This window comes from Acaryochloris sp. CCMEE 5410 (assembly GCF_000238775.2).
In the GTDB taxonomy this organism is placed as follows: domain Bacteria; phylum Cyanobacteriota; class Cyanobacteriia; order Thermosynechococcales; family Thermosynechococcaceae; genus Acaryochloris.
In genome coordinates this window covers 191091-212936 of the sequence record NZ_AFEJ02000003.1, presented here as the reverse complement: position 1 = coordinate 212936, position 21846 = coordinate 191091, and the positions used below count along the sequence as shown (strand labels likewise).

Below are 21846 nucleotides of genomic sequence, written 5' to 3'. Positions count from 1 at the left end.
GAATCCTGGCGAAGTATCTGGCATCAACTTGCTGCCCAGTTTGACCCCGATAGCAGCGCTCGTCTGATAGTGGAAGCCCTTTATATTGCTGCAACTCAAGACAATGAAGCCGCTGTTGAAGTCTATCTCCAACAGCAGCTAGAGCAAGAAAGCTTGACCCTTGCCAACCTTCAGCGTCATTTCCAGCTACTCAGTGACGCTGCTGTTCCCCCGATTGATGTCCAACAACATTCACTGTATCCCTATGACCAGCTCCTCCCCAGCGTCGTCGCCGACGACCATACTCAGCCCCTACGAGAATCTATCTCTGCATTTGAAACAACTCCGACTGTCCAACATGCTCAGCCATTGGGAGACAGTCGAAAACCAGGCTACCCAGGAACAGTGGTCCTACGCGCAGTTCTTGCTTGCCTTATGCGAATTGGAATTGCAGCGTCGGGTACAAGCCAGACAAACAAAGGCTCTAAGAGAAGCCCAACTACCAAGCGCAAAAAGTTTTACCAGCTTTGACTTCAGCCATTGTAAACAACTCAACCCAGCACCTCTGATGCAGTTGGCCGAAGATCCGACTTGGCTAGAGCGGGCAGAGAACTGCTTGATATTCGGGCCAAGCGGCGTAGGGAAGACACATCTTGGAATTTCAATGGCACGGGCCATGATCACTCTGGGGAAACGAGTGAGGTTCTTCAGTGCCATTACTTTGGTCCAGCAGCTTCAGGTAGCTAAGCAGCAGCTACAACTCCCTGCGACTTTGGCTAAACTGGACCGCTTTGACTTACTCATCCTGGATGATATTGGATATGTCAAAAAGACGGATGATGAAACCTCTGTGCTGTTTGAGCTGATTGCCCATCGGTATGAGCGGCGCTCATTACTGATTACAGCCAATCATCCCTTCTCACAATGGGATAGCATCTTCAGTGATTCAATGATGACAGTGGCAGCAGTAGATCGCCTCGTCCATCATGCGCTCATTATTGAGATCAAGGCTGAGAGTTATAGAAAGCAGGCAGCTGCGAATCGTGCCAAGGCAAATTCATCGTGAAGCTTGGTAATCAGCTTCCTTCTTATTCAAGCACCTATTCCATCTCATACTTGGAAACAGCATACATACACAATCCACACCACATACCAATTAGTCATCATCATCTGCTGTCATGGCTTACCTCAATCAAATCGAGATACGCGAAAGTAACACGACCTATAACAATCAACGCGATTGGTCTTTCCGCACTACGGCACACCATGTTTGTGAATTGATGCTTCACTTTCTTCCTCGCAACTATGTACTCGACGGCTCGGCAAAGTTCTCGGCAATTTTTGGCCCGAAATTGAATGATGATCTCCTCCACTCAACCGTTCTAGGCGTAACTTCATACTGCATAGAAGACTTCGACGTTGCAGATTACATGACCTTAGCTATCGAGGAACAGCAAGAGTATATCCTCACAGTACTTACGGATGCGATGATGGTTGCTGCAAAGTCTATTGGTAACTCCAGTATCATTCAACGGGCCGCCGATTCTATTCGGGCGAATGGCTATGCAGCAGAAATCGCTGTGCTAAAACTTTCCCGATTCTCTAGAGATAGAAAACTGCGTGTTGATGTGTTTCGATGTCTTGGTCCGCAAATTGGAGAAACGTGGGAGGCAAGGATATCTAAACCAGATTTTTCTCTGGTTGCTGTAGACCTAATCACGAAGAGTCCTGCTTACCTAGACCGTAGGACGCACTTCAGCAAGTCTCAATGGTCTGGAAATACATTTCAAATCGTCAATAATCGGCTTCAAAAAGTTGTCTATAACCTTGATATTTCCATATTTATCAGGCAGGGCCAATAACTATATAATTCATGTAGAGAAAGGATTTTTTACTTCAGCCAAGTAATTGTCGTGAGTCTGAAGGTAAGGCTTTGCTTAGGCTGTTTATGATAATGCCGCTAATCTGCTCAAAGCAAATTTGCTTGCAACGTGTATGAGGTTATCCTTTGGAAAAGCTGGATGCGCCCAAACTAAAAGATGACTTGTTGAACTATCTTCTGACACTAAATCGAATGTAATTCTGTGATATGGCTCTGAGAAATCTTTCCATGCAGTAAAGCGCTAATTTCAGAAACTTATACAGTGCTGGAATAAAGCATGAGATAGCGCCTTCATCTCAAGGTTCATTGTGATTAGAGTCAAAGTTGCTTATCGGCCAACTAATTGCACAAAGTATTTAAAGTAATTGACACCTGACAGACAGCATCGCGAATGTCCAGCATCCCCTTGATTCGCTCAGCTCGTTTGCCCTTGAAGTCTGTCGGCTCTAACCAATCCCCTCGGCGCTGCCAGATGATATCCCCTTGAGCGACATAACCAAAATTCTTGACCGTGGCATCGGGGGGTAGCTTTACTCTTAATGTATTCTCTGGTTCTGCCTGATACGTTCGCTTTTGGTAGATCTGCTGCGGGAATTGGGCAAACGTTTCCTGCATGGCCTGGGGCATATCCCGGCCATCCGCAACCAAGGCTAGGCGTCCCGGATGAAGTTTGTCGTCACTGATATCACCCAGCATTCGATCTGGATGCCGAACATAATATTCATTGGTTTGCAGACAGTTACCCTCAGCATCCTGCACCGGGGTATCTGCAACATCAATCCAGGGTTCATGATTGGGTTCAACGCCGGGTCCTAATTTTTGCAGGATGATGAGATCGGTTGTAACTTCAGTACCAGCATTCGATTTAAAGGCATTCCCCGGTAAGCGCATGGCTCCCACAAGGTTTGCTTGCTCAGATAAGTAGGCTCGAAACTCATGGCTTGATTTGGCCTGCATGGTACCAGAGCTGGTAAGGACAGTGACTAGTCCACCGGGCCTTACTCTATCGAGGGATCTAGCAATGAAATAGTTGTGAATCCTTAGATCCAGATGGTTGAATTCTGGATCATGGATTTTGTAATCCCCGAATGGAACGTTGGAAATCGCTAAATCAAAATAGTCCTTGGGTAGAGATGTGTCCTGAAATCCCTGAACATAAATCTCAGCATTGGGGTAAAGTTGACGGGCAATTCTCCCGGTAATGCTGTCCAGTTCTACTCCGGTGATAGTAGAGCGGTCGGCTATATCTTTGGGCATCAGGCCCAAAAAATTCCCCGTTCCCATTGATGGCTCAAGAATGCGTCCTCCGCTAAAACCCAATTGCTCAAGCCCTTGATAGATATTCTGAATGACTTGAGGGGAGGTGTAATGAGCGTTGAGGGTGCTTTCAAAGGCGTTGTTCCATTCCTCTGGTTCTAGAATTTCCTTCAGCTCAGCAGCTTCATTAGCCCAGTTTGGATCTGGTGTGGGATTAAATATCTGGGGGATGCCACCCCACCCAACATACTGAACTAGAATTTGCTGCTCGGCAGAGGTGGCTTGCCGTTCTTCTTGCTCGATTGTTTTTAGGAGCCTGATCGCCTGGATGTTATTACGAGTTTTGGTCTTAGGCCCACCCGCTGCGTAATCAAATCCCTCTTCAGGGAAGCGAAAATTGTCAGCCATCATCATCATCCTTCCTGTCGGAAAATACCATGTCTTCTTCGTCTATTCCCCCGTACATTTCATCCCAGTCTTCGATCTCGTCATCGTCATCGAATTCGTCCGGGGAAGGTTCAATGCAGATGTACTGACGCATCACATCACTATTAGCAAATGCTTCAGCCGAAGATGCATCTGAACCTGTACTTATGTAGTGCTTTACGAGCTGCTGATAAGCGGCCTCAGTTAGTGTCCTGATTTATTCGCCATGGGCTGAGATAGCTGAAATGCTTTGATAATAGAGAATTCAGAGCACTCCTTTATGAACATTGCCCAACGCGAGCAGCAGATTATCCGCATCCAATCTCAAAGTTCCTATGCTTCTATTAACGAAGCCCTAGAATCAACCCTTCGTCTTGAAGCTAACCGAGTCACCCAGATCGCAGTAGAGTCAGCTCTAGACGAAGAAGTTCAAGCTTATCTATCAGAGATTCAAGGGATCGACCTCGACGTTCAGGCTACTATCAACGGATCCTTGATACCCAGTACGGCAGGATTACTCAGCTGTCCGTTCCCAAACTACGGAAAGGGAATGCAGGCCGAGAGTGGCAGATTTTAGAGCGTTACCAACGAGCCCTTGGCAGCCTGCTAGAGTTTTGCCTAGGGCTGTATGTCATGGGCTTATCGCTTCGAGATCTGCAAGAAGCTCTCTATGAGATCCTGGGTGCAGTCTTATCCGTGAATGCCATTAACCGGATTACACTTAAAGCCCAGAAGCAGATGCTCCAAAGTCGTCAGACTCGTCTTGAGAAAACCCCTTTTATTTTGATTGTTGATGGGGTTTGGGCGAGTGTTCAATGTGCGTCTGAAGACTTTTGGGAAGACCAAGCTGGGCATATTCGGAAACTACGCCGTGCGGAAGACAGAGTCATCTTAGTGGCCATGGCGATATGGCCAAATGGGACACAAACTGTTCTCCATTATGAAATTGCTGTCCAAGAATCTGAGGCAGCTTGGCTACTGTTCTTTGAGCACCTGCGGCAACGAGGATTGCAAACCCATTTGGTGAAGCTGATTGTGAGTGATGGCACCACTGGGCTACCTAAGGTAATTCGCGCTCTGTTTCCCCTCGCGCAACATCAACGGTGCATTACCCATAAGGTTCGAGCGATGCTCCGGCATTTGGGCTATGAGCAATTGCCACACCTGGATGCTCAAGGACAAGAACTGTCCCACTCTGAAGCCAAGAAGCTGCGGTATTCACAAATTAAACACGATGCCTATGCTATCTATAAAGCGCCAGACTGGGAAGAAGCTATTGTTGCGTTGCTCGTGTTTGCACAGAAATGGACAGACCTTGAACCCGATGCGGTCAGAACCTTTACCAAAGATTTTGCCCTGACCTTGAGTTTCTATGATTTTGATGAATCCATTCATTCGCTGATTCGTACTTCCAATGCGCTAGAACGGTTGTTCCGAGAATTCCGAACCAAAGCTGATGAGATTGGTGCTTTCCCCAATGAGGAGAGCTGTTTAGCGATTTTCTTCCTCGTCTCACGCAGAGATCATGCCAAGCATGATCGTCTCAATAACCATGGCGAATAAATCGGGACACTAACCGGCCTCAGCACTCTCTTGGACGGACAAAGCGGTTTCTTCTAAGCCACCCTCCTCCATAAATTGGGCATAGGTTTTGGGCCGATGCTGCTTCATCTCTTTGATGTAAGCTTTGGCCCATCTGGGTAGGTTCTTGGATTCAGTCATGGGTATGTACCTGTGAATTGATCGACCTGATCATGGCACAAAGGAATTTGCTACCCAAGATGAACTTGGGTAAATCTGCCGAAGGATTCTCGGTAGCTATTGGAAATTTACCCAGCGCTTGAAGAGGTGAACGGGCTGGGGAGGAAAATTTTGCTGATTATTCACAGGGAATCAGTTGACTTCTCAATAAGAGAAGTACATTTTTACTAAAATCTACTGAGATTTAGGGATTTCTTTATTGCTTGCTGTCTTTCTCAATGTCAATGTGGAACTTAATCAGGTTTGATTGTGGGTGAGGTATGAAGAAATTACCTTTCTGTTTTCGAGCATTAATCGCTCTGTTGCTCCTTACTGGGTGCAGCCAGCAAATCGGCCCATCAAAGAATGAAATCGTTGAGAACTACGATGAATCTCTAGTTTATAGCGGAGCACATTTAAAAGTGTCTAAATTTGATATTGAAGACACTGAAAATCTTGGAACTAAAACCGAGCCTGAAATACACTCAAGATACAAAGCGACTTTTAAGCTTGAAACATCTTCGCTCCCTGACAGGATGAAAAAATCCTTTAAGGATCGTGGCTTAGACAAAAAAGATCTTCGTGAAATTCATGGCATCGCTATCTCTCGGAGATCAGGAGACGAATGGGTAACGACCTTTAATATTGAGTCAGAAAAGAGCTTGTATTAGAGCTTGTGCCAACTATGAGTCGCAAGTTTTTACACGTATATCGGCTTGACCTCGTATAGGGTGAATATTCGGACTATGCGATAGGCGGCTTTCCATAGTTCGCAAAAAGTAAATTGAGCGCTTCACCCAGTAGCTTTTGGTTTGTCGTATCATTTTCCAATGCAATCAGCTTGAGCTGTTTCAGAACTTCCGGTGCAAAGTGCCCTCCAATGGCACGAGTCCCCTCTCTCACAGGTGCCCTACTTGATGAGAGCTTGGGCTGTGATGCGGACTTTTGCTCGGTAGTTTCTTCTGGCAAGTTAGTGTCGTTACCTGCTGCAGCTTGCATTGAGCTTGTCAGAGATTTCTTTTTAGTAGGCATACTCTAGTTTTCCTCGGCTTATCTAGAATTGAACACTTATACATGTATACATTTAGATATTCTTATATGTACACATGTAGAAATAATTGCGACTCCCAAATGAATCTTCGTAGACGTGTAGACATGTCTATCTTGGTTGATTTGCTATTCTATTGCCTGCAAATTAGCCATGATTAATGCTCCGATGTTTTTAGCGTTACTCTCCCAAGGGGTGGAGAAGTAAATGAGAATATGCATTTAGCTAAGATATGGATGATTTAACTATGTATACAGTAAATATAGTCCACATGTATACATGTAGATAATTATTTTGATGACATCCATTGGTAAAGCAATCTTATTTCGTTAGCGGCTTTTGACTTTGGCTCATATTCACAAATACCCAGCCCACTGGTAAAGGCATGATTAAAGGGGGTGCGATCGCCAATTACTACATCGGCGATAGGTAAGCCATAAACTCCCAGAGCTGTTTGGGCGTCATATGCTAAGCCCTTGGTCTTGCAAGCATTAATCACGATCCCAGCAGGAATATTGGCTATTTTGATCAGATCAACAGTGCTCCTAATAGCTTTGATATCAGCTAGTGCAGCTCGGCATGGAATTAATCCAAAATCAGAATTCTTTGCAGCCTCTAAAGTTGCACCCTCTGAGTTAGGACTCGTATCAATTACAACGAACGTAGCCCCTCCTTTCTTAGCTGCTTTGAGTACATTTGGTAATCTTTTTGGCTGAGAGCTAATCACTGATATTTCAGGCAGCTCCTCCGTGTCCTCCCTCTCGTCATGCCATACACATGATGAGGCTTGACCATCTATATCTATAATTGCAACCGTCTCCCCCTGGCTCGCTGCGTAAGATGCCAAATTTACTGATAACAGCGTCTTACCTGCCCCACCTTTTTGTGAGAGTAAAGATATTGTCTTCATGTTAACTCCTCTAAATGTATACATTTATACCTAAAGAATTTTATAGGTGTATACATATTTGTTTTTCATTGGTTCATATTGAACTACTTTTAGATGTGCCGACATGTATACATTTCTAATCTTAGAAGTGTCGATAAAGATACACGTGGCTCATGCTTGGAAGTAAATTCAACTTTGGTAATGTTCTTTTTCTTATTTACCAATTGTGGCTGAAGGCCATACAGATGACGATAGTCAATATACAGGTAGATATGTATACATGTCTACCTGTGGCAGTGCAGATGTGAATATAAGTGTACTATCGTCGTTTTCTATACATGTATACATGTCTACAACAAAGAATCAATTGTCCATTTTGCTGATTCTACATGATGCGTCAATGCTCATAAAGTCGGGGCCATAGTCCCTGTTGCCTCATTTCAAATGCACCATAAAACAATCGATATATAAATGTCTACTTATCTAGTTGTCGATAAATATAAATGTATACATATAGACTTAATTTTTCTAAAATCCTACGGTATCTTTGGTTCAATCTGACTCCAGAAGTTGAGCATCTGTGATTGTGCCTTTCCCCTCTAGAAGTATACTTGTCTCTTTATCTAAGATTATAAATGTATACATGTAGCGCTATCTTCTTCGAAAATCCCAGGTCAAATTCCCCACCATCAACTGTTTTTTAATTGTCGTACCCCACTATCTCATCCTCAAGCTCCCTCAGTACTTGATTCACCCCCTCCAGATCAAACACTTTCGGGTCAAAATCGCTGCCAACCCATTCCATTCTTTCCTCATACTGTGAATGTCGGGGATTCTTCAGAACCCTCAGCAGATGGGCATATCCCCAGTCCCCACCACAGTCTTCCGGTGGACAGGCCCGCTTCCCGACCAGACACACTGGATAGTCTTGCCCAGGCTTACTTGCTAACCTTTTCTCCACCTCAATTTCGTGCTGCCACATATCTCCAAAATCGTATGTATAGCCGAATGAGAATAGGTCATCTCCGAGCAGTTCCACCAATGTGAGAGTTTCGTCTTCGCTCTCCGAGAACTGGTGCAGATGGTAACCTTCCCACCCCATCACGACTTGAATCACTGAATGAAGTTGGGTGAGTGTCATCGTCTCTGGGACTTGAAACCGCCGCCAGACTTGGGGCCGGACGCCCAACAGCGTGATTTTTAATTGATAGATGCTGGATACTGCATTCAATGGTGTCCCTGTCTCAGTAGCAATACCTTGTTGTCCCATCTCCCAAGGAACCTCGTCCAACCACTTCACCTCCACTGAACAGTCATCTAACTCAGCCAGTAGATCCATATCCCAGCGCATCTGGGCAACAATCTGCGATAGGTCATCCTCTTTATCAAAGACAAACATCAGCTCGTATTGAATTCCCCTGGGTTTTGGCTTAATCATCTGAAACTGATCGAGCACCCGCTCCTCAATCGCTTTCCTGACTTTGCCTTTTTTCTTACCCTTAACCCATAGCTTCATGCCCAAATGAACGACTTGAAGAGAACTCTCCACAAAGCTTACCTGGGGACAGTCTGAAGATTCTTCGACGACAGCATCTAGCCCTAGCGCTTCATCGGTGGGTATTTCGCCACGCAGAACCCGTTCTTCTAGCGATATCGACTGTCGTTCATTTGTCACAAAACCTGCCATTCCTAGCTTTTCTGGCAAAGCCCGCACATCAGCCACCAACCGCTCAAGTTCCCATAAGTTCTCCTGCCAGAGCTGAGCAAAATCAATCATCCCCTCATCCAAATCGTCTTGGTACAGGGGAGACTTCCCCGTCATCTCTGCTAATGCCTCCAGTAATTGACGCTGCTTCCGGTCCAACGACTGGGCATAGACTAAGGGTTGCCCCTCCGCTTCTGCCCGGTAAAACGCAGAGATTGCAGCCTCTTGTTCTGCCGCCACCGTATATCGCCGAAAGGTTCGCTCATCCGTATGGCCCGTTAATCGTCGGGCATGGGCTGGGTCTAACCCCATTCTCAGATATTCAGTCGCACTCGTATGTCGAAACTGATGGGGGTGAAGATCGGGGAGTTCCGCTAATCTGCCGATATCTTCCACGGCGAAATAGACCCCATGATAGCTGAGACGCTGCCCTTCCCAGCCTTGGTGGTGGGATAGAATCAACGGAGACTCAGCCGATAACGCTTCCCCTCGTTCCTGTCGCCAATCTAGATAATCCTGAACCACCCGCTGACCCTCTGCTGAAAGGGGTACGAGCCGAGGTTGGTTATTCTTTGTTTTGGTAATACTAATCAAGCGGCCATCAAAAGACCCCACATTGGCAGCTACCACTTCCCCCGCTCGAAGGTTATGACTGAGCAGTTGCACAAGGGCCAGGTCACGCAATTGGGTCTGTTCCCGCTGTGCGATCGCATCCCAGACTCGCGCCATTTCCTCCGGGGTTAGATTCTGGGCCGGGGGCAAAGGCACCTTTTCAAACTTCACCCCTTTGGTGGGATTGGTGGGGCATAGCTCCGGGTGAAACTGGGTCAGCCATTTGAAGAAACTTTTGAGGGCCGTCAATGCACTATTGAGACTATTTTTGGAAAGCGTCTTTCCTTCAGCGACCTTTAGCTCCATCAGGTAGGCTTTGTACTGGCCCAGGTGCCGAAGCGTCAGATCCGACCATCGAAAATGGGTCCAGCCCAAGAAACGTTTTAGCTCCCTCTCATAGAGCTTTTGGGAATTGGGAGATAAATTGCTGTTACGTAGGAACTCCTGAACCATCGGCCATCGGATATCCATCGGCGTGGGAATCTGTGGTGGTCTGCCTCTAGGGATGGATTTCGGAGGCGATGCTTGATCTGCTTCCGTCCTTGGAAAGGTGATGAGTTTGACTTCAGGAATATCTACCCCATAATTCTTGTTCATTAAACACCCTTCAGAAAATAGTTGGCTTGACTTCGGAGTAGCCATAAGCCGTTGCAGGCTGGAACTGTTGTCTTGATAGTCAGCAACATATCACCTATTCTCAAGACAAACCTACCTCCCGAAGGCCAAGCCCACCTTACCCATGCTTGAATTCTTGCTCCAAGAAGTACTCAAGATTGCAGTAAAAAAGGCTGGTGATGCCGCTCCTGAGAAATTGGAGGATCTAAAGCGCAAGTTCCATGATCCTACTAAGAAATACATGGAGACATATCTAAAGCGACATGGACAGATCCAGGTATTGGGCATGTCAAAAGCAATGTCCTTAGAAGATGTTTTTACAAAAGTGCGGATACTGGATGCTGAGACGGTTAAGCCATTTGTGTCCGTTGAGAATATGGAAAAAGCTCAACGTGAAGCTAATCGGCGTGGATTCTCTCAGGAATATTGTGAACCGGAAAACGGGATGGATGTGGCTAATGCTGAAGCATCCCTATGTGTCTTGGGAGGGCCAGGAATCGGCAAAACGACTTACCTTAGAAAGATAGGGCTTGAAGCCTTACACGGCAAGAATGGTCAATATAAACATGACAAAATTCCCGTTTTTCTGGAGCTAAAGAATTTTACCAGCGAAGAACTAAACCTTAAAGTCTCGATTGTCCAAGAATTTGAAACCTGTGGTTTTCCTGAAGCCTCAGAATTCACAGATACAGCTCTCAAAGCTGGTAGTCTGCTTATCCTCCTAGATGGCTTGGATGAAGTATATTAGGCGATTTCTAGGAAAGACCTCACATACTTCTGACCACAGAATGTAATAGTGATGCATTGAATCTAACTCTGAGCATGCGTGACCAATTAACCTGGAATCAACTTGAAGATCTGAAATTTGCCTCCTCGAAAATGACAGGAGCCCGCCGCCGGGCTTTCCAGGCAGACATCGCCCTCAAATACTGTGACGGGAACCCCAATCTCACAGAAATTATCTTTGGCTGGGGTCGAAATACGGTGGCAACAGGTTTAGGTGAGAAGCGAACAGGCATGATTTGTGTGGGTGCTCAGTCGGGTTTCTGTGGCAGGAAACGTTGGGAAGACCTTCACCCAGAGGTCGCAGCCGCCTTACGGGAGCTTGCAGAAGCCCATTGCCAACAAGACCCCACCTTTTCCAGCTCAACTGCCTATACCCGCTTAACAGCGGCTGCCGCTATCACCCACTTGAGGGCGCAAGGATTTCCCCCCAAGTCTGTACCGGCAAAGAGTACTATGGCCGTCGTCTTGAATCGGTTAGGCTATCGACTCCGCCCTGTCCTCAAAGCTAAACCCCAAAAAAACTGCCGGAAACCGATGCCATCTTTGCCAACCTCAAACACAAAGACTTGAAAGACCATGACGGTACCGTCAAACGATTGAGCATCGATTGCAAAGCCACAGTTGAACTAGGGGAGTCCTCTCGTCGGGGCAAGACTCGAACCCAAACGAAAGCCTGTGATCACGATATGGGGAGTGGGCCAAAATATATTCCCTGCGGCATCCTAGAGGAGGACACCGATACGTTACACATCATTTTTGGCCATTCTCACAAAACAAGCGATTTTATGGTCGATAATCTCCAGGATTGGTGGAACACCCTGGCCCCCACCGAACAGCAAACCCTGCAGCTCATCCAGATCAAGTTGGATAACGGTCCTGAGAATAGTGGGGTACGCACTCAGTTTCTCAATCGACTGGTGGCATTTAGCGATCACATCGGCACCGCTATTCAACTCCTGTACTATCCGCCTTATCACAGCAAGTACAACCCCATTGAGCGATGTTGGGGGATTTTGGAGCAACACTGGAACGGAACCTTATTAACCGATGTTGATACCCTGTTGGGATGGGCTAGAACCATGACTTGGAAGGGGAATCACCCCGTTGTAACTGTGACACAGAAGATTTATGAAACAGGAATTTCGCTCACTAAACAAGCAATGAAAGGGATTGAGAAACGATTGGAGAGACATCCTCAGTTACCCAAGTGGGACATCCTAATTCATCCAATTTAGTACGGGGCTTCTTTTCAGGAAATCACCTTAAATGTCAACCTAACTTGGCGGGTGGCGACAACCAAGTTGGTGGGTTGACACCAAATTTCAATCTGTGAAAACAACAAATATCCCACTTACAGCGGTTTTCAGATGAATAAGCCACAGTGAGCGAACCAGCCAAGGGCATCATCATCGGAAATGCACTCATTGATAATCTGGCTTAACGCTTGATCAAGTGCTCCTCTGGTTCGAGCTTTAGCTGATCGCAACAGTTGCTTGAGTTTTGACCAACATAGCTCAATGGGTGAAAGGTCGGGGGAGTAAGGGGGCAAAAACACCACTATTTAAGAACGCAATATCTCTGCCATCATGCCTGGTGACTCGTGCGCACTGTTTTGACGCCGCGACAACCCGTGATCAAAACGACAACATCAGATCGAAATGACAACTAGCGATCGCAAATTTTTGTAGAGGTCATTTGGCGGTTGCTTTAGTGCTCCGTTGGGCCGCAGCCTGCCGACGATAACTTTCTGCTTGCACCTCAATGATCACCCCATGGTGAACGAGCCTATCGATAGCGGCCACCGTCATCATCGAATCTGTGAAGATATGATCCCACTGGCTGAAGGGCTGATTGGCCGTAATCAACAAACTCTTACGTTCATAGCGGTGGGCAATCAACTCAAAGAGTACCGAGGTTTCCGCCTCCGACTTTTTGACATAGCCAATATCATCGAGCACCAGCAAGTCATAGCGGTCGAGCTTTTTAAGTAGCGGATGCAACTGTAGCTGTAATTTGGCATCCTGCAGCAGTTGCACGAGCGCAGTGGCAGCAAAGAATTTGGCCCGCTTGCCTAGCTCAATGCTGCGACGGGTCACACTAATCGCTAAATGCGTTTTCCCTGTCCCCGATGGCCCGAAGATCAGGCAGTTCTGGGCTCGCTCTAACCAAGCTGTATCCTCAACCAATTGCATTAACGGGGCCGGATTAAAGTCAGGGCAATGGTCAAACTCAAAGTTGGTAAAACTTTTTGCGCTTGGCAGTTGGGCTTCGGCGAGGGCTCTTTGGAGACGACCCTGCGCCCTTCTGTCGGCTTCCAGGTAGCACAATTCGAGCAAAAATCTGGCATAGGACCAGTGTTGTTGCACAGCTTGATGCTCGATAGCTTCCCAATGGTCGAGCATGTGAGCGAGTTTCAGCCGCTTGAGAAGTAGCGTCAAGCTTTGGTAGGGAGTCGGCTCTGATGTCTGGGGTTGAGCGGGGTGGCTCTCCCGTGGCTGGGTAGGGGATGATGAGTTGGTCATAACTGGATAAATCGTGTTGGGTAACGTTGAGTTCTGCCATATCCGGGTGGGCAGTGAAGGCAAACTGTTGCTGCAAACGCTGGAGGGTGAGGGTGCCCGCTGCGAGTTCGGTAGTGAGATACTGCGCCACGGCCTGTTCTTTATTCTCAGTTGCCGCAATGTAAAGGGCTTCCACTATCAGGTAAGCGGCATCTTCTAGGGGAAACTGAGCTTTCAACTGCTGCCACAACTGTTTGTATTCCGCATTCGGCAACAGATCTTGCTGCCAGGTACAGTGCAAGAAGGCGCGAGGCTTGCGATGGAGTCCACTAATCACATGGCGATAATCAATACTGCGTCCTCTACGCTTATCCGGGTCAGTGACCCGCACACGACGCAGTTCAACCACTTGCTGGGTACCGAAATATCCAACGATGCGGTTGTGATACAGGTGCAACTCCAGGTGTCGCCCGATGAGGCGTGACGGCACACTGTAGAGGATGCAGCGGACAATAATGGTGCTGTTGCGACTGACTTTGACAGTGTGGATCTCATAGTCAGGGGTGCGATATTTCGGCAGCCGTTGCAGATGAGGTTGCTCTTGAGCAAATTTAGCTTGGCACTGGCGGTTTAACCCCTCAACGGCCTCGTCTATCAAAGCTTGGTACTCAGCCACACTGCTGAAGTCTGCACTGCCGCGCAGATAGATGGCCTGCTTAATTCGGTTCTTCAGATGACCATGGGGAGACTCGATGGAGCCGTTTTCATGGGCTATCCCTGTATTGTTGCGCGTCGGCTGCAAATGATAGTGCGCACACACCTCGTCATATAAACGGGTCAATGGTTTGTTGCGTTTGCCCCCCGTGTTTCGATAGCAGGCTGAGAGACTATCGGTTCGATGCTGTTTGGGGGCTCCGCCACTGGCAGACAAGGCATTCTGCAACCCCTCTGAAAGGGCCACAAAGCTTTCCCCCCCTTCAATGATCTGAGCGTACTGCCAACCGCTATAGGCTAAACGGTAGTGGTAGAGCAAATGCTCATAGGGTTCTCCGGCAATGGTGATCGCTATGCCTTTGAGTTCAGTAAAATCCGAAAGCCCCATCATCCCTGGTTCATGACGCAACTCAAACATCACCTCTGGACTCGGACCATGCATTACCTTCCAGTTTTGAACCCGACGTTGGAGCGTCCGACGCACTTGCGGATATTGACCCGGATATTTGTCCTGGAGATATTCATATAGGGTGGTGGGTTGGAGTCGAGGGTCTTTGCGAAGCATGGGTTCGAGTTCACTGTCCCATACGTCTGCGAGTGGATCTGGGACCGTGCGACCCTTCTGAGGCTGACCCCGGTTAGGTTGGTGGGTTCCAGCTTCAATTCGTTGACCAGAGCGAATTGAAATCTCAGCAATCTCGGCTGAGGTGGTTTGGCTCAAGCCTTGCTCACGTGCATTCATATAGACCCGGCTATGATAGACATCAATAGTTTTTCCAGACACTAGGCGTGCTCCATCTTGTGAGGAGGGACTAGTGTCTTTTTTAAGGAATCAGACGGGTAAATACCATGCAGGTTGAAGGGAAAAGAGAGTGTGTGATTGTGTGATGTTCTTCAACACGCCAATGAGGTTGTCACTTGGTTGACCGTCATCCGCCAACCTTGATTGTCATCTAATAGAAGTACCAAGTGACAATGCCAATCGAGTGGTCCGAGCTATCAAAAATTTATCAGATCAATACGCTAAGAATCGATTTATTACCTCCTGCCGCATTGCCGCTTATCACAACTACTTCAAAGGATTTCGCAATGTTGCCATCGCAGAATTTAATGAAGAACAAATGCGCCAGTTCATTAGCAACTGGTTTATTGCAGACCCTAACCCTAGCCTTACTAGAAAGCAAAAACTAGACTATGGGGCTGACTGCTGGCAACAGTTGCAGGATGCAAGCTGTATTGGCACGAAAGAACTCTCACAAACACCACTCCTACTAACCTTTGTATGTCTTGTTTACCGTCAAAGCAGATCAATTACTAATGATCGCGCCCTACTTTATACTGAGGCACTCAATATTCTCCTAAAACAGTGGGCTGAGGAAAAGGTTCTGGAGAAAAGCTGGGAAATCTATAAAGACTTAAATCCTCGACTAGAAAAAGACTTGTTGGCTGAAATTGCCTATGTAGGCTTTGAAGACGATAGGCTGTACTTTAAAAAGGATGATTTAGCTCAGCAGATATCAACTTTTTTAACTGATAATCTCAAAGCCCCAACACATTTGGATGCAGATGCTGTAATTGATGCCATTGCTGAGCAGCAGGGTATTTTTGTCGAACGGGCCAGGGGTGTTTATTCCTTTTCTCATTTGACTCTTCAAGAATTTTTATGTGCTGAGCATGTTGTATATAACCTGGATAAATTAATTAGACATGCTACTGAAAGTCGATGGAGAGAAGTCTTTTTCTTAGCGACAGGGCTAATGGGACGGAATGCGATCGGACTCTTGGAAAAGTTGGAATTACAAACTCAAGAGCTATCTGAGCATCCCAAGTTAAAGGAACTACTAATCTTGGCTGAAGCTAAGACATCTCATGCAGCTAGTGACTATTCTGATGAAATTAAGCGAGTATTTACACTATTATTGATACTCGACATCGCCCGCGCCTGCGATCTTGCCAGCGACTTCGACAACGCCCACGCCTGTGCCAGCGACCTCGACATCGCCCGCGACATCACCCACGCCCGCGCCCTCGCCCGTGCCCGCAACATTGCCAACGACCTCACTTTTGCCCTCGCCCGCGATCTCGGCAGCGACCTCGACATCGCCTACACCCGTGCCCGCAACATTGCCCGTGACATCGAAAGCGACCTCGACATCGCCAGCGTCCTCGACCTCACCCGCACCAGCGCCCGAGCTACAGTTGCTCTGGACAAGCAGCTCATTGCAAATGTCAATCTTCAATCTCTTATCTCATATCTAGATGATTCATTAGACTCATCAACGGTTTCACCCGAAGGACTCACCTCAATAATCAGCTCATCTCTGGATATCTCTGCTGAATACCTTGATCTATCCCGTGATGAAGTGGAAGCTATCACCGAATACCTTTCAACCTGCCAGTTAATGATCGATTGCAGCAAGCAAGCCAGTGGACTGTCCGCTAAAGATTGGAATGCCATCCAACAGCGCATGTTCCTCCCCCCTCAGCACTGAACCCACTTGAATTCATCCTCTGTTTAAAGTGGAGAATCTGAACATAAAATATGCGTCTAATATCTTATTTACATTAAAGATTACATTAAAATACGTCATATCAGAGGGGCGACTTGTACACTAGTTCAGAGGCGGGTTTCACCCAAGACCTTCAGAGCCATCGCCTCATTGTTGTCTTTTGAGAACTAGGTGATCGATGAGTCAACCCATTTCGATTCGCTCCCATGTCGGTGCCGATGGCGTTCTTCGCTTAGAGGTGCCCACGGAGTTCGCGGATGCCGATCTAGAGGTGACGGTTCTATTGTCTCCGGCTGAATCCTCTGCCCCCACCACCATAGAATGGCAACCGGGTTTCTTTTCGGATGTGATCGGCAGTTGGGAGGGCGAGTTGACGCGATCCGATCAGGGCGAGTTTGAGATCCGTGAGGATTGGGCGTGACCTATTTACTGGATACTAATGCTTGTGTCCAACTGCTGAAAGCAAACCAGGATTCTGCAATTGCAAAGCGTCTAGCGCAACATACCCCTGCTGATATTCGCTTGTGCGCCCCGGTAAAGGGGGAACTGTTCTATGGGGCTGACAAAAGTGTCAAACGACGGGCCAATTTAGAACGTCTCAGGCTTTTCTGTCGCCAGTTCCAATCGATTCCGTTTAATGACGAGGTTGCCAAAGTCTGTGGCCAGATCCGGGCAGCTCTTGCAGCGAAGGGTACCCCCATCGGTCTTTATGATTTGCAGATTGCAGCCATTGCTCTGGTTCATGACCTCACCCTGGTTACAGATAATGTTCGGGAATTTTCACGGGTGGATGGTCTGGCCAGGGAAAACTGGCAGGAGGTGGGTTGAGGTGGGTCGCCCTATCAATAAGGTATGCCTAGAATGCTCAAAGCTTTCCCAAAAAGGTGCGATCTCACTCCACGGACCTGGTACGGAAACGGCTTGTTGGAATCCAAGGCGTTGCCCAAGGAAGAGATCTCATTATCGGCATCATAAGGACAACATCGAAAAACTACGAGCGCAGTACCAGGCAAAAAAACTAAAAAAAGCACTAGTTGTAACCACGGAAACCCTCTCGATTCCCATCCATGCACCACCTGTAGCTTTACTCTATCTCTACAAGGAGAAGCCCAAGGATGCCCATCTCCATGCTATTGCTGTGAGTGTCTGGCAATGCAGTGAGAAGTTAGCGGAAATTGAAGCGGTCCACTGTATGGGAATGACCAATACTCAAGTCAATCGGTATTTGAAAGAGGTGCTGAGAGTATTAAGAGAACGATTCGGAATTACGGAATTTGAACCCCCGATTCGCCTAGAACCGTCTGAGTGTGTGATCGCGGATTGTCCGCTGAAGGATAAACGCCATGTTCAAACAGCTTGAGCTAGATTTTGCTAGCACGTTGGCTTCTGCCTTAGATGAACCGGAGCAAGCGGACGTCCTCCAACTCTGGAATGGGATGTTGCCAGAATTGCAAGCCCTCTCTCAGTAGGAACGGCTCCAGATCGCTGGAGAGATGGCCCTTGGTATTGCAGAGGTGTTTAGTCAGCGGGCTGAGTTGCTGATCCAGGATTGGGAGGATCGGCATAAGACCCAAGGACCAATCTCGAATTCTGAATTCACCCTTAGTTCAAGACATCAGTTTAAAACATCTCTCTCTTAAACATATAGAGCAACTTTCGTTTTGAAAACCATCCCCTCCAAATTAAAAAGTCGTGGAGGGGAATTTTCTGTTTAATTGACCTTGATGTATGTCTAGCACTTAGGTTACTAAATTAAATCTTCAGGATTTGTCCAAGAAGGTTGAGCTTCATAGATCCTAAGCCATATTGTCACATTACCCATATTAATTTCATATCCATCACGACTAAGAGTTTGGCCAAACATGGGATCTAACCCCCAATTTCGACCTATTAATGAGCTACCTTCAGGATCTGAATCATGACGAAGCTTTATGTCTGTACCTGCCATGAAATCATCTTTGCTACTTTTTTCAATCTTGTCTTGTATTCGTTTGTGAAGGGGAGCCGTAAATTCTGGCAATGAATCAGGGCAATATTGTTCAATTCGGCAATAGGTAGCACTTGAAGCTTGCCAAAGTTTAGCGTTTATAAGTGCCAAATCATAGTTATCGTGATCAAATGCACTGATGCCAAGATCTAAACCTAAACCTACTTCACCATTGTAGATTCTCGTTTCATTTGGACGCCGCTCCGCATCTTTTGGTACATTTTTCCATACTCCCAACTGAGGAAGACTGGATGTGACTGGTTCTCTCTCTCGATCAATTATGGTTACTCCAGTGTTCACCTTGGCTTGGGTGATAACATAGATGTCCGCCCTCTTCTTAGATGGTTTAATGGGGTTTCGAACATCCCATTTTTTCCCTGAATTATTTCTTACTTTTGTTAAACGAATAACCACATCTGGGTTCTCTACTCGAAAAGTAAAGGTACGACGGGCTTTCAGTCCAGTCTTGGAATAAGCTATTGCATGAACCTTGACTTCGCTTCCCCCTAGCAGACGACCTGGGATCGTGAATGAAAGTGAATTATTTGACTCGTCACACTGTAGTTCACCACGAAAATTTGCATTTGATGAAAGTGGATGCTCAGAATCGGCGTACATCAGCTGAGTTCGCGACTTACCACCAGTAACATTTCGTTCTGTCTCTATACGAAAGACATTTGCTAGGTTAACCCCAGACGATTTTTGTGGTAAACGGCTACAATCAATCTGCTCTGCTGGAGAGGTTGGTAATGTACCATCTTTGTTACCAAAAAATACCGTGAAAACTTTTTGTTCAGTTGGCCCAAGGTATCTATCCTTACGTACAAGAATTGCTGGATCTGTATCAGATGTATTTGGGGTAATCGCTCTCGCAACAAATTGTGGACGATTCAATAAGGATAATTTTTGAATAAATTTTGATCTAGAGATATTGTTTACTTTTAAGTCAGGATCACGGAGATCAATAGGTAACCTTGCTAATTGTGTATTAAAAGGATGTCTTTTTTTAGCAGAAAATTCTAGTTTCTGTTGATTTACTATTTTGGGTCCGTATGCAGACTCAGCAGTTGATCCATCACTCATAGTTACTAGGGAAACAATTGTAGCTGCAAGTCCAAGAGAATAGAGCCGTACTTGATGAGTTATTGAAAATTTCATTCTAGCTTTCCTTGATACATTAAAGAATTCTTTTTCATGCTTCAAGCAAAGCTCATAAAAATAAGATCAACAACATACTTTTATTAGTTTAAGTCGAAGTATTATTATTTTCATTTGTTTCAATTTTCCTGATTTTAAGATATTCCTATGTCATTGAGAGATCAAATAGCAAGCCAATTTATATGTTTATTTCAAATAATATTTTAGTAAATTTTGTTTGTCTAATAAATTACTAACTATTGTTAGGCATAGATCATAGAATTCAATTATCGTTTGTTTCCTAATTTATAAAAATTGCTATACTGCTAATTAATAATTCAACCTTGTCATGTTGATTAGGGTTGCAAAAGGGGGAATACATTATTATGTCTACTGTTGAACTGTCTCTTGTTTGGGAGGACGCTGACAATTACTGGGACTTGCCTGTTTTATACAAAGATTTGGGTAAGTTCAATAGGGGTAGGCTTACTAAGCTTCATAAAGCTCTTCTTCGTGGAGCGCTTTGTGGCGTTTCATTATCAGAGGTTGCCAATAAGTTAGATCGAAAAATTAATGGTCTGCGAGCTGATTTAAGCGCAGGACTTTACAGTTTTGTAAGTCAACTCCTGTGTGAAAAAGAAATTCAATACGACGCAAAAGTTTGCTGGCAGCAAATTCCAAGACTCCTAGGTTTTGCAGGATACCGCTTACTTGGTAAGCTTGAACTAAATATCAGCTTGGAGTCTATATCTGAACCGATTGTTAAAGGTGGAAGTCTTAGGGCAGCAGATATTATTAAGTCCATTGAGGATAACCAAATTTCCGATAGGCTTAACAATTCAAACTCAAAGCTTGCGAAGGAAGTAGCTGATAGCTTAATTCAAAAGGGAGAATCGGTAGCAAATCTTGGGCAGTATGAGACAGCTATTCAGTTTTATCGAGTCCCTGTTGAGCAGGATTTAAGTTACAAACATTGTTTGGTCAAGATCGCGATTTGTTTCGATCAACTTCAACGTTATTCAGATGCAGTCACTATTGCGTTAGAAGCTCTTCCTTTATTTACAGACAAAGATAACGTTGGCAAATTATATGGTGTACTTGGTTCAGCATATCAAGAGCTTGCTATCAAGACCCGAGATGACCTAGTACTAAGACAAGCTGTAAGTTATTACCGAAGAGCCTTTGTTCGGTCTGACGGTCCAAACGTACTTGGTGTTTGGAACATTTTTGATCTTTTCAGCGAGTTCAGCCTTCTCAAGGAGTCTGAATCAGACATGTATATACGAAAAGCCAAACTCGCGCTTTGTGAGTTTAAAGATGCAATTAAAGATCCTAAATCCAACTTTCCTCGATATCGTCAGAAAATTGTGGCAGATGCTTTGAGAATACAGCTCAAGATTAATGATGAATGGCTTCGGACTGAACTTAGGACATTAAAGTCTCTGTAGCTTCAATTTTTTCCTATATCTAAGATTTATTTTTAAGCAATAGGTATAGGTTAGCTTTTAGTTTACCAATTTTAGGGAGAATTCAAGTGAAAAATTGCAACTTTATGCTTCTAGGAATCTTAATCTTTATGAGTGGATTATTTTGCTTTCCTTTAACCTCTCATAGTAAAGTCTCAGAGGAACCAACTGATACATCTAGCACAGAGAGTAAACTTATTCATGTAAAAGATGAAATGATTAGAACTTGTAAAAGATAAAAGTATTTGAGGTTTCAAATCACACCGGAACTACCTACGTTGTACAGAACCATAACATCATTCACCGCTGGATTGCTCTGCAACCGCTTTTCCTGTTTAAACCAAGCATTTTCCAGAAAGCGTATACAGATCCCTAGCTTAAGATCATTGAATCAAAATTTACAGGGATTTGTCAGAAAATAGATAATTATTCAGCATAGTCTAGTGATCTATTTACTTCCTACTCTTTAGGACAATTTGGAACGTCTTTGAAAACTCTTATCAAAGCTGACTTTCAACGATTCCAATCTAGTAAGGGTAGATTCCCCGATGTTTACAGCGAAGAAATGGGATTGCAATCCAAATCTATGGTT

The 21846-nt window shown here is 45.6% G+C and carries 21 protein-coding genes and 2 pseudogenes; 13 read left to right on the top strand and 10 right to left on the bottom strand.

Translation table 11 applies throughout. From position 1 onward, the window contains the following. Window positions 1–337 precede the first annotated feature (337 nt). Together istB (ON05_RS31240) and ON05_RS31235 are read left to right on the top strand one after the other, a co-directional pair. Window positions 338–1045 carry an IS21-like element helper ATPase IstB gene (istB, locus tag ON05_RS31240; protein ID WP_071826376.1) on the top strand — a complete coding sequence of 236 codons (708 nt, stop codon included), beginning with the start codon at window positions 338–340 and terminating at the stop codon, window positions 1043–1045. Window positions 1046–1259: 214 nt separating this feature from the next. After that, window positions 1260–1841 carry a hypothetical protein gene (locus tag ON05_RS31235; protein WP_029315386.1) on the top strand — a complete coding sequence of 194 codons (582 nt, stop codon included), beginning with the start codon at window positions 1260–1262 and terminating at the stop codon, window positions 1839–1841. A 359-nt stretch (window positions 1842–2200) separates the two neighbouring features. Here the strand turns inward: ON05_RS31235 and ON05_RS31230 are convergent, their stop codons facing one another. Both ON05_RS31230 and ON05_RS31225 read right to left on the bottom strand, forming a co-directional pair. Next, entirely contained in the window at window positions 2201–3526 is a 1326-nt protein-coding gene (locus ON05_RS31230) for a class I SAM-dependent methyltransferase (protein ID WP_039781031.1), read from the bottom strand. Beyond that, complete coding sequence (locus ON05_RS31225; protein WP_262562496.1) at window positions 3519–3662, bottom strand: hypothetical protein; 144 nt, start codon at window positions 3660–3662, stop codon at window positions 3519–3521. Before ON05_RS31225 ends, ON05_RS31230 begins: the two co-directional genes overlap by 8 nt. Window positions 3663–3824: 162 nt before the next feature. Between ON05_RS31225 and ON05_RS31220 the strand changes: the two genes are divergently transcribed. Continuing rightward, the gene (locus tag ON05_RS31220; RefSeq protein WP_262562495.1) at window positions 3825–4121 is read left to right on the top strand and encodes a hypothetical protein; all 297 of its coding nucleotides are present in this window, start codon (window positions 3825–3827) and stop codon (window positions 4119–4121) included. Continuing rightward, window positions 4034–5107: a transposase gene (locus ON05_RS31215; protein ID WP_316964652.1), complete on the top strand. Its 1074-nt coding sequence runs from the start codon at window positions 4034–4036 to the stop codon at window positions 5105–5107. The genes ON05_RS31220 and ON05_RS31215 overlap by 88 nt, the downstream gene beginning before the upstream one ends. A 9-nt stretch (window positions 5108–5116) precedes the next feature. Here the strand turns inward: ON05_RS31215 and ON05_RS31210 are convergent, their stop codons facing one another. Further along, the gene (locus ON05_RS31210; RefSeq protein ID WP_175307314.1) at window positions 5117–5266 is read right to left on the bottom strand and encodes a hypothetical protein; all 150 of its coding nucleotides are present in this window, start codon (window positions 5264–5266) and stop codon (window positions 5117–5119) included. A 299-nt stretch (window positions 5267–5565) separates the two neighbouring features. Between ON05_RS31210 and ON05_RS31205 the strand changes: the two genes are divergently transcribed. Further along, on the top strand, window positions 5566–5955 hold the full coding sequence (locus tag ON05_RS31205; protein WP_010482037.1) for a hypothetical protein: 390 nt from the start codon (window positions 5566–5568) through the stop codon (window positions 5953–5955). 73 nt (window positions 5956–6028) lie between these two features. Here the strand turns inward: ON05_RS31205 and ON05_RS31200 are convergent, their stop codons facing one another. The 3 genes from ON05_RS31200 to ON05_RS31190 form a co-directional block, all read right to left on the bottom strand. Then, window positions 6029–6316, bottom strand: a complete 288-nt coding sequence (locus tag ON05_RS31200; protein WP_010482039.1) for a ribbon-helix-helix domain-containing protein — start codon at window positions 6314–6316, stop codon at window positions 6029–6031. A gap of 305 nt (window positions 6317–6621) precedes the next feature. Continuing rightward, window positions 6622–7242, bottom strand: a complete 621-nt coding sequence (locus ON05_RS31195) for an AAA family ATPase (RefSeq protein WP_010482041.1) — start codon at window positions 7240–7242, stop codon at window positions 6622–6624. A 679-nt stretch (window positions 7243–7921) separates the two neighbouring features. After that, window positions 7922–10135 (bottom strand): IS1096 element passenger TnpR family protein, encoded by a 2214-nt coding sequence (locus ON05_RS31190; protein WP_010482042.1) that lies wholly within the window; start codon window positions 10133–10135, stop codon window positions 7922–7924. A gap of 142 nt (window positions 10136–10277) precedes the next feature. Between ON05_RS31190 and ON05_RS31185 the strand changes: the two genes are divergently transcribed. Both ON05_RS31185 and ON05_RS38840 read left to right on the top strand, forming a co-directional pair. After that, window positions 10278–10901: an NACHT domain-containing NTPase gene (locus ON05_RS31185; protein ID WP_010482043.1), complete on the top strand. Its 624-nt coding sequence runs from the start codon at window positions 10278–10280 to the stop codon at window positions 10899–10901. A gap of 74 nt (window positions 10902–10975) precedes the next feature. Further along, window positions 10976–12174 (top strand): annotated as a pseudogene (locus ON05_RS38840) (ISAzo13 family transposase). Window positions 12175–12302: 128 nt separating this feature from the next. Here the strand turns inward: ON05_RS38840 and ON05_RS38835 are convergent. The 3 genes and pseudogenes from ON05_RS38835 to istA all read right to left on the bottom strand — a co-directional run. Further along, window positions 12303–12494: a transposase gene (locus tag ON05_RS38835; protein WP_201768011.1), complete on the bottom strand. Its 192-nt coding sequence runs from the start codon at window positions 12492–12494 to the stop codon at window positions 12303–12305. Window positions 12495–12630: 136 nt separating this feature from the next. Next, window positions 12631–13341, bottom strand: a complete 711-nt coding sequence (istB, locus tag ON05_RS31165) for an IS21-like element helper ATPase IstB (RefSeq protein ID WP_071826405.1) — start codon at window positions 13339–13341, stop codon at window positions 12631–12633. A gap of 550 nt (window positions 13342–13891) precedes the next feature. Then, window positions 13892–14896 (bottom strand): annotated as a pseudogene (gene istA / locus ON05_RS38830) (IS21 family transposase); the annotation flags it as partial. A gap of 244 nt (window positions 14897–15140) precedes the next feature. On the opposite strand from istA, the gene ON05_RS31155 reads away from it, so the two are divergent. From ON05_RS31155 to ON05_RS31135, 5 genes are all read left to right on the top strand, one after another. Further along, entirely contained in the window at window positions 15141–16646 is a 1506-nt protein-coding gene (locus tag ON05_RS31155; protein ID WP_010481423.1) for an NACHT domain-containing NTPase, read from the top strand. Window positions 16647–16842: 196 nt separating this feature from the next. Next, window positions 16843–17085, top strand: coding sequence for a hypothetical protein (locus tag ON05_RS31150; RefSeq protein ID WP_010481424.1), 243 nt, complete (start codon window positions 16843–16845; stop codon window positions 17083–17085). Further along, on the top strand, window positions 17082–17492 hold the full coding sequence (locus ON05_RS31145) for a type II toxin-antitoxin system VapC family toxin (RefSeq protein ID WP_010481425.1): 411 nt from the start codon (window positions 17082–17084) through the stop codon (window positions 17490–17492). The genes ON05_RS31150 and ON05_RS31145 overlap by 4 nt, the downstream gene beginning before the upstream one ends. 1 nt (window position 17493) lies before the next feature. After that, on the top strand, window positions 17494–18024 hold the full coding sequence (locus ON05_RS31140) for a hypothetical protein (RefSeq protein ID WP_262562559.1): 531 nt from the start codon (window positions 17494–17496) through the stop codon (window positions 18022–18024). Then, window positions 18008–18133, top strand: coding sequence for a hypothetical protein (locus ON05_RS31135; RefSeq protein WP_255345124.1), 126 nt, complete (start codon window positions 18008–18010; stop codon window positions 18131–18133). The genes ON05_RS31140 and ON05_RS31135 overlap by 17 nt, the downstream gene beginning before the upstream one ends. A gap of 278 nt (window positions 18134–18411) precedes the next feature. Here ON05_RS31135 and ON05_RS31130 read toward each other — a convergent pair whose 3' ends face one another. Next, the gene (locus ON05_RS31130) at window positions 18412–19854 is read right to left on the bottom strand and encodes a hypothetical protein (RefSeq protein ID WP_139026201.1); all 1443 of its coding nucleotides are present in this window, start codon (window positions 19852–19854) and stop codon (window positions 18412–18414) included. Window positions 19855–20174: 320 nt separating this feature from the next. Between ON05_RS31130 and ON05_RS31125 the strand changes: the two genes are divergently transcribed. After that, window positions 20175–21236 carry a WD40 repeat-containing protein gene (locus ON05_RS31125; protein WP_010481428.1) on the top strand — a complete coding sequence of 354 codons (1062 nt, stop codon included), beginning with the start codon at window positions 20175–20177 and terminating at the stop codon, window positions 21234–21236. The last annotated feature ends 610 nt before the right edge of the window (window positions 21237–21846 follow it).

Excerpts from the sequence above, each read along its gene's own strand:
- ON05_RS31200 (WP_010482039.1), bottom strand. The coding sequence starts at position 6,316 with ATGCCTACTAAAAAGAAATCTCTGACAAGCTCAATGCAAGCTGCAGCA.
- ON05_RS31205 (WP_010482037.1), top strand. The coding sequence starts at position 5,566 with ATGAAGAAATTACCTTTCTGTTTTCGAGCATTAATCGCTCTGTTGCTC.
- ON05_RS31235 (WP_029315386.1), top strand. The coding sequence starts at position 1,260 with ATGCTTCACTTTCTTCCTCGCAACTATGTACTCGACGGCTCGGCAAAG.
- istB (WP_071826405.1), bottom strand. The coding sequence starts at position 13,341 with ATGCTCGACCATTGGGAAGCTATCGAGCATCAAGCTGTGCAACAACAC.
- ON05_RS31195 (WP_010482041.1), bottom strand. The coding sequence starts at position 7,242 with ATGAAGACAATATCTTTACTCTCACAAAAAGGTGGGGCAGGTAAGACG.
- ON05_RS31190 (WP_010482042.1), bottom strand. The coding sequence starts at position 10,135 with ATGAACAAGAATTATGGGGTAGATATTCCTGAAGTCAAACTCATCACC.
- ON05_RS31185 (WP_010482043.1), top strand. The coding sequence starts at position 10,278 with ATGCTTGAATTCTTGCTCCAAGAAGTACTCAAGATTGCAGTAAAAAAG.
- ON05_RS31230 (WP_039781031.1), bottom strand. The coding sequence starts at position 3,526 with ATGGCTGACAATTTTCGCTTCCCTGAAGAGGGATTTGATTACGCAGCG.
- ON05_RS31220 (WP_262562495.1), top strand. The coding sequence starts at position 3,825 with ATGAACATTGCCCAACGCGAGCAGCAGATTATCCGCATCCAATCTCAA.
- ON05_RS31135 (WP_255345124.1), top strand. The coding sequence starts at position 18,008 with ATGTTCAAACAGCTTGAGCTAGATTTTGCTAGCACGTTGGCTTCTGCC.
- ON05_RS31210 (WP_175307314.1), bottom strand. The coding sequence starts at position 5,266 with ATGACTGAATCCAAGAACCTACCCAGATGGGCCAAAGCTTACATCAAA.
- ON05_RS31125 (WP_010481428.1), top strand. The coding sequence starts at position 20,175 with ATGTCTACTGTTGAACTGTCTCTTGTTTGGGAGGACGCTGACAATTAC.
- ON05_RS31150 (WP_010481424.1), top strand. The coding sequence starts at position 16,843 with ATGAGTCAACCCATTTCGATTCGCTCCCATGTCGGTGCCGATGGCGTT.
- istB (WP_071826376.1), top strand. The coding sequence starts at position 338 with ATGCTCAGCCATTGGGAGACAGTCGAAAACCAGGCTACCCAGGAACAG.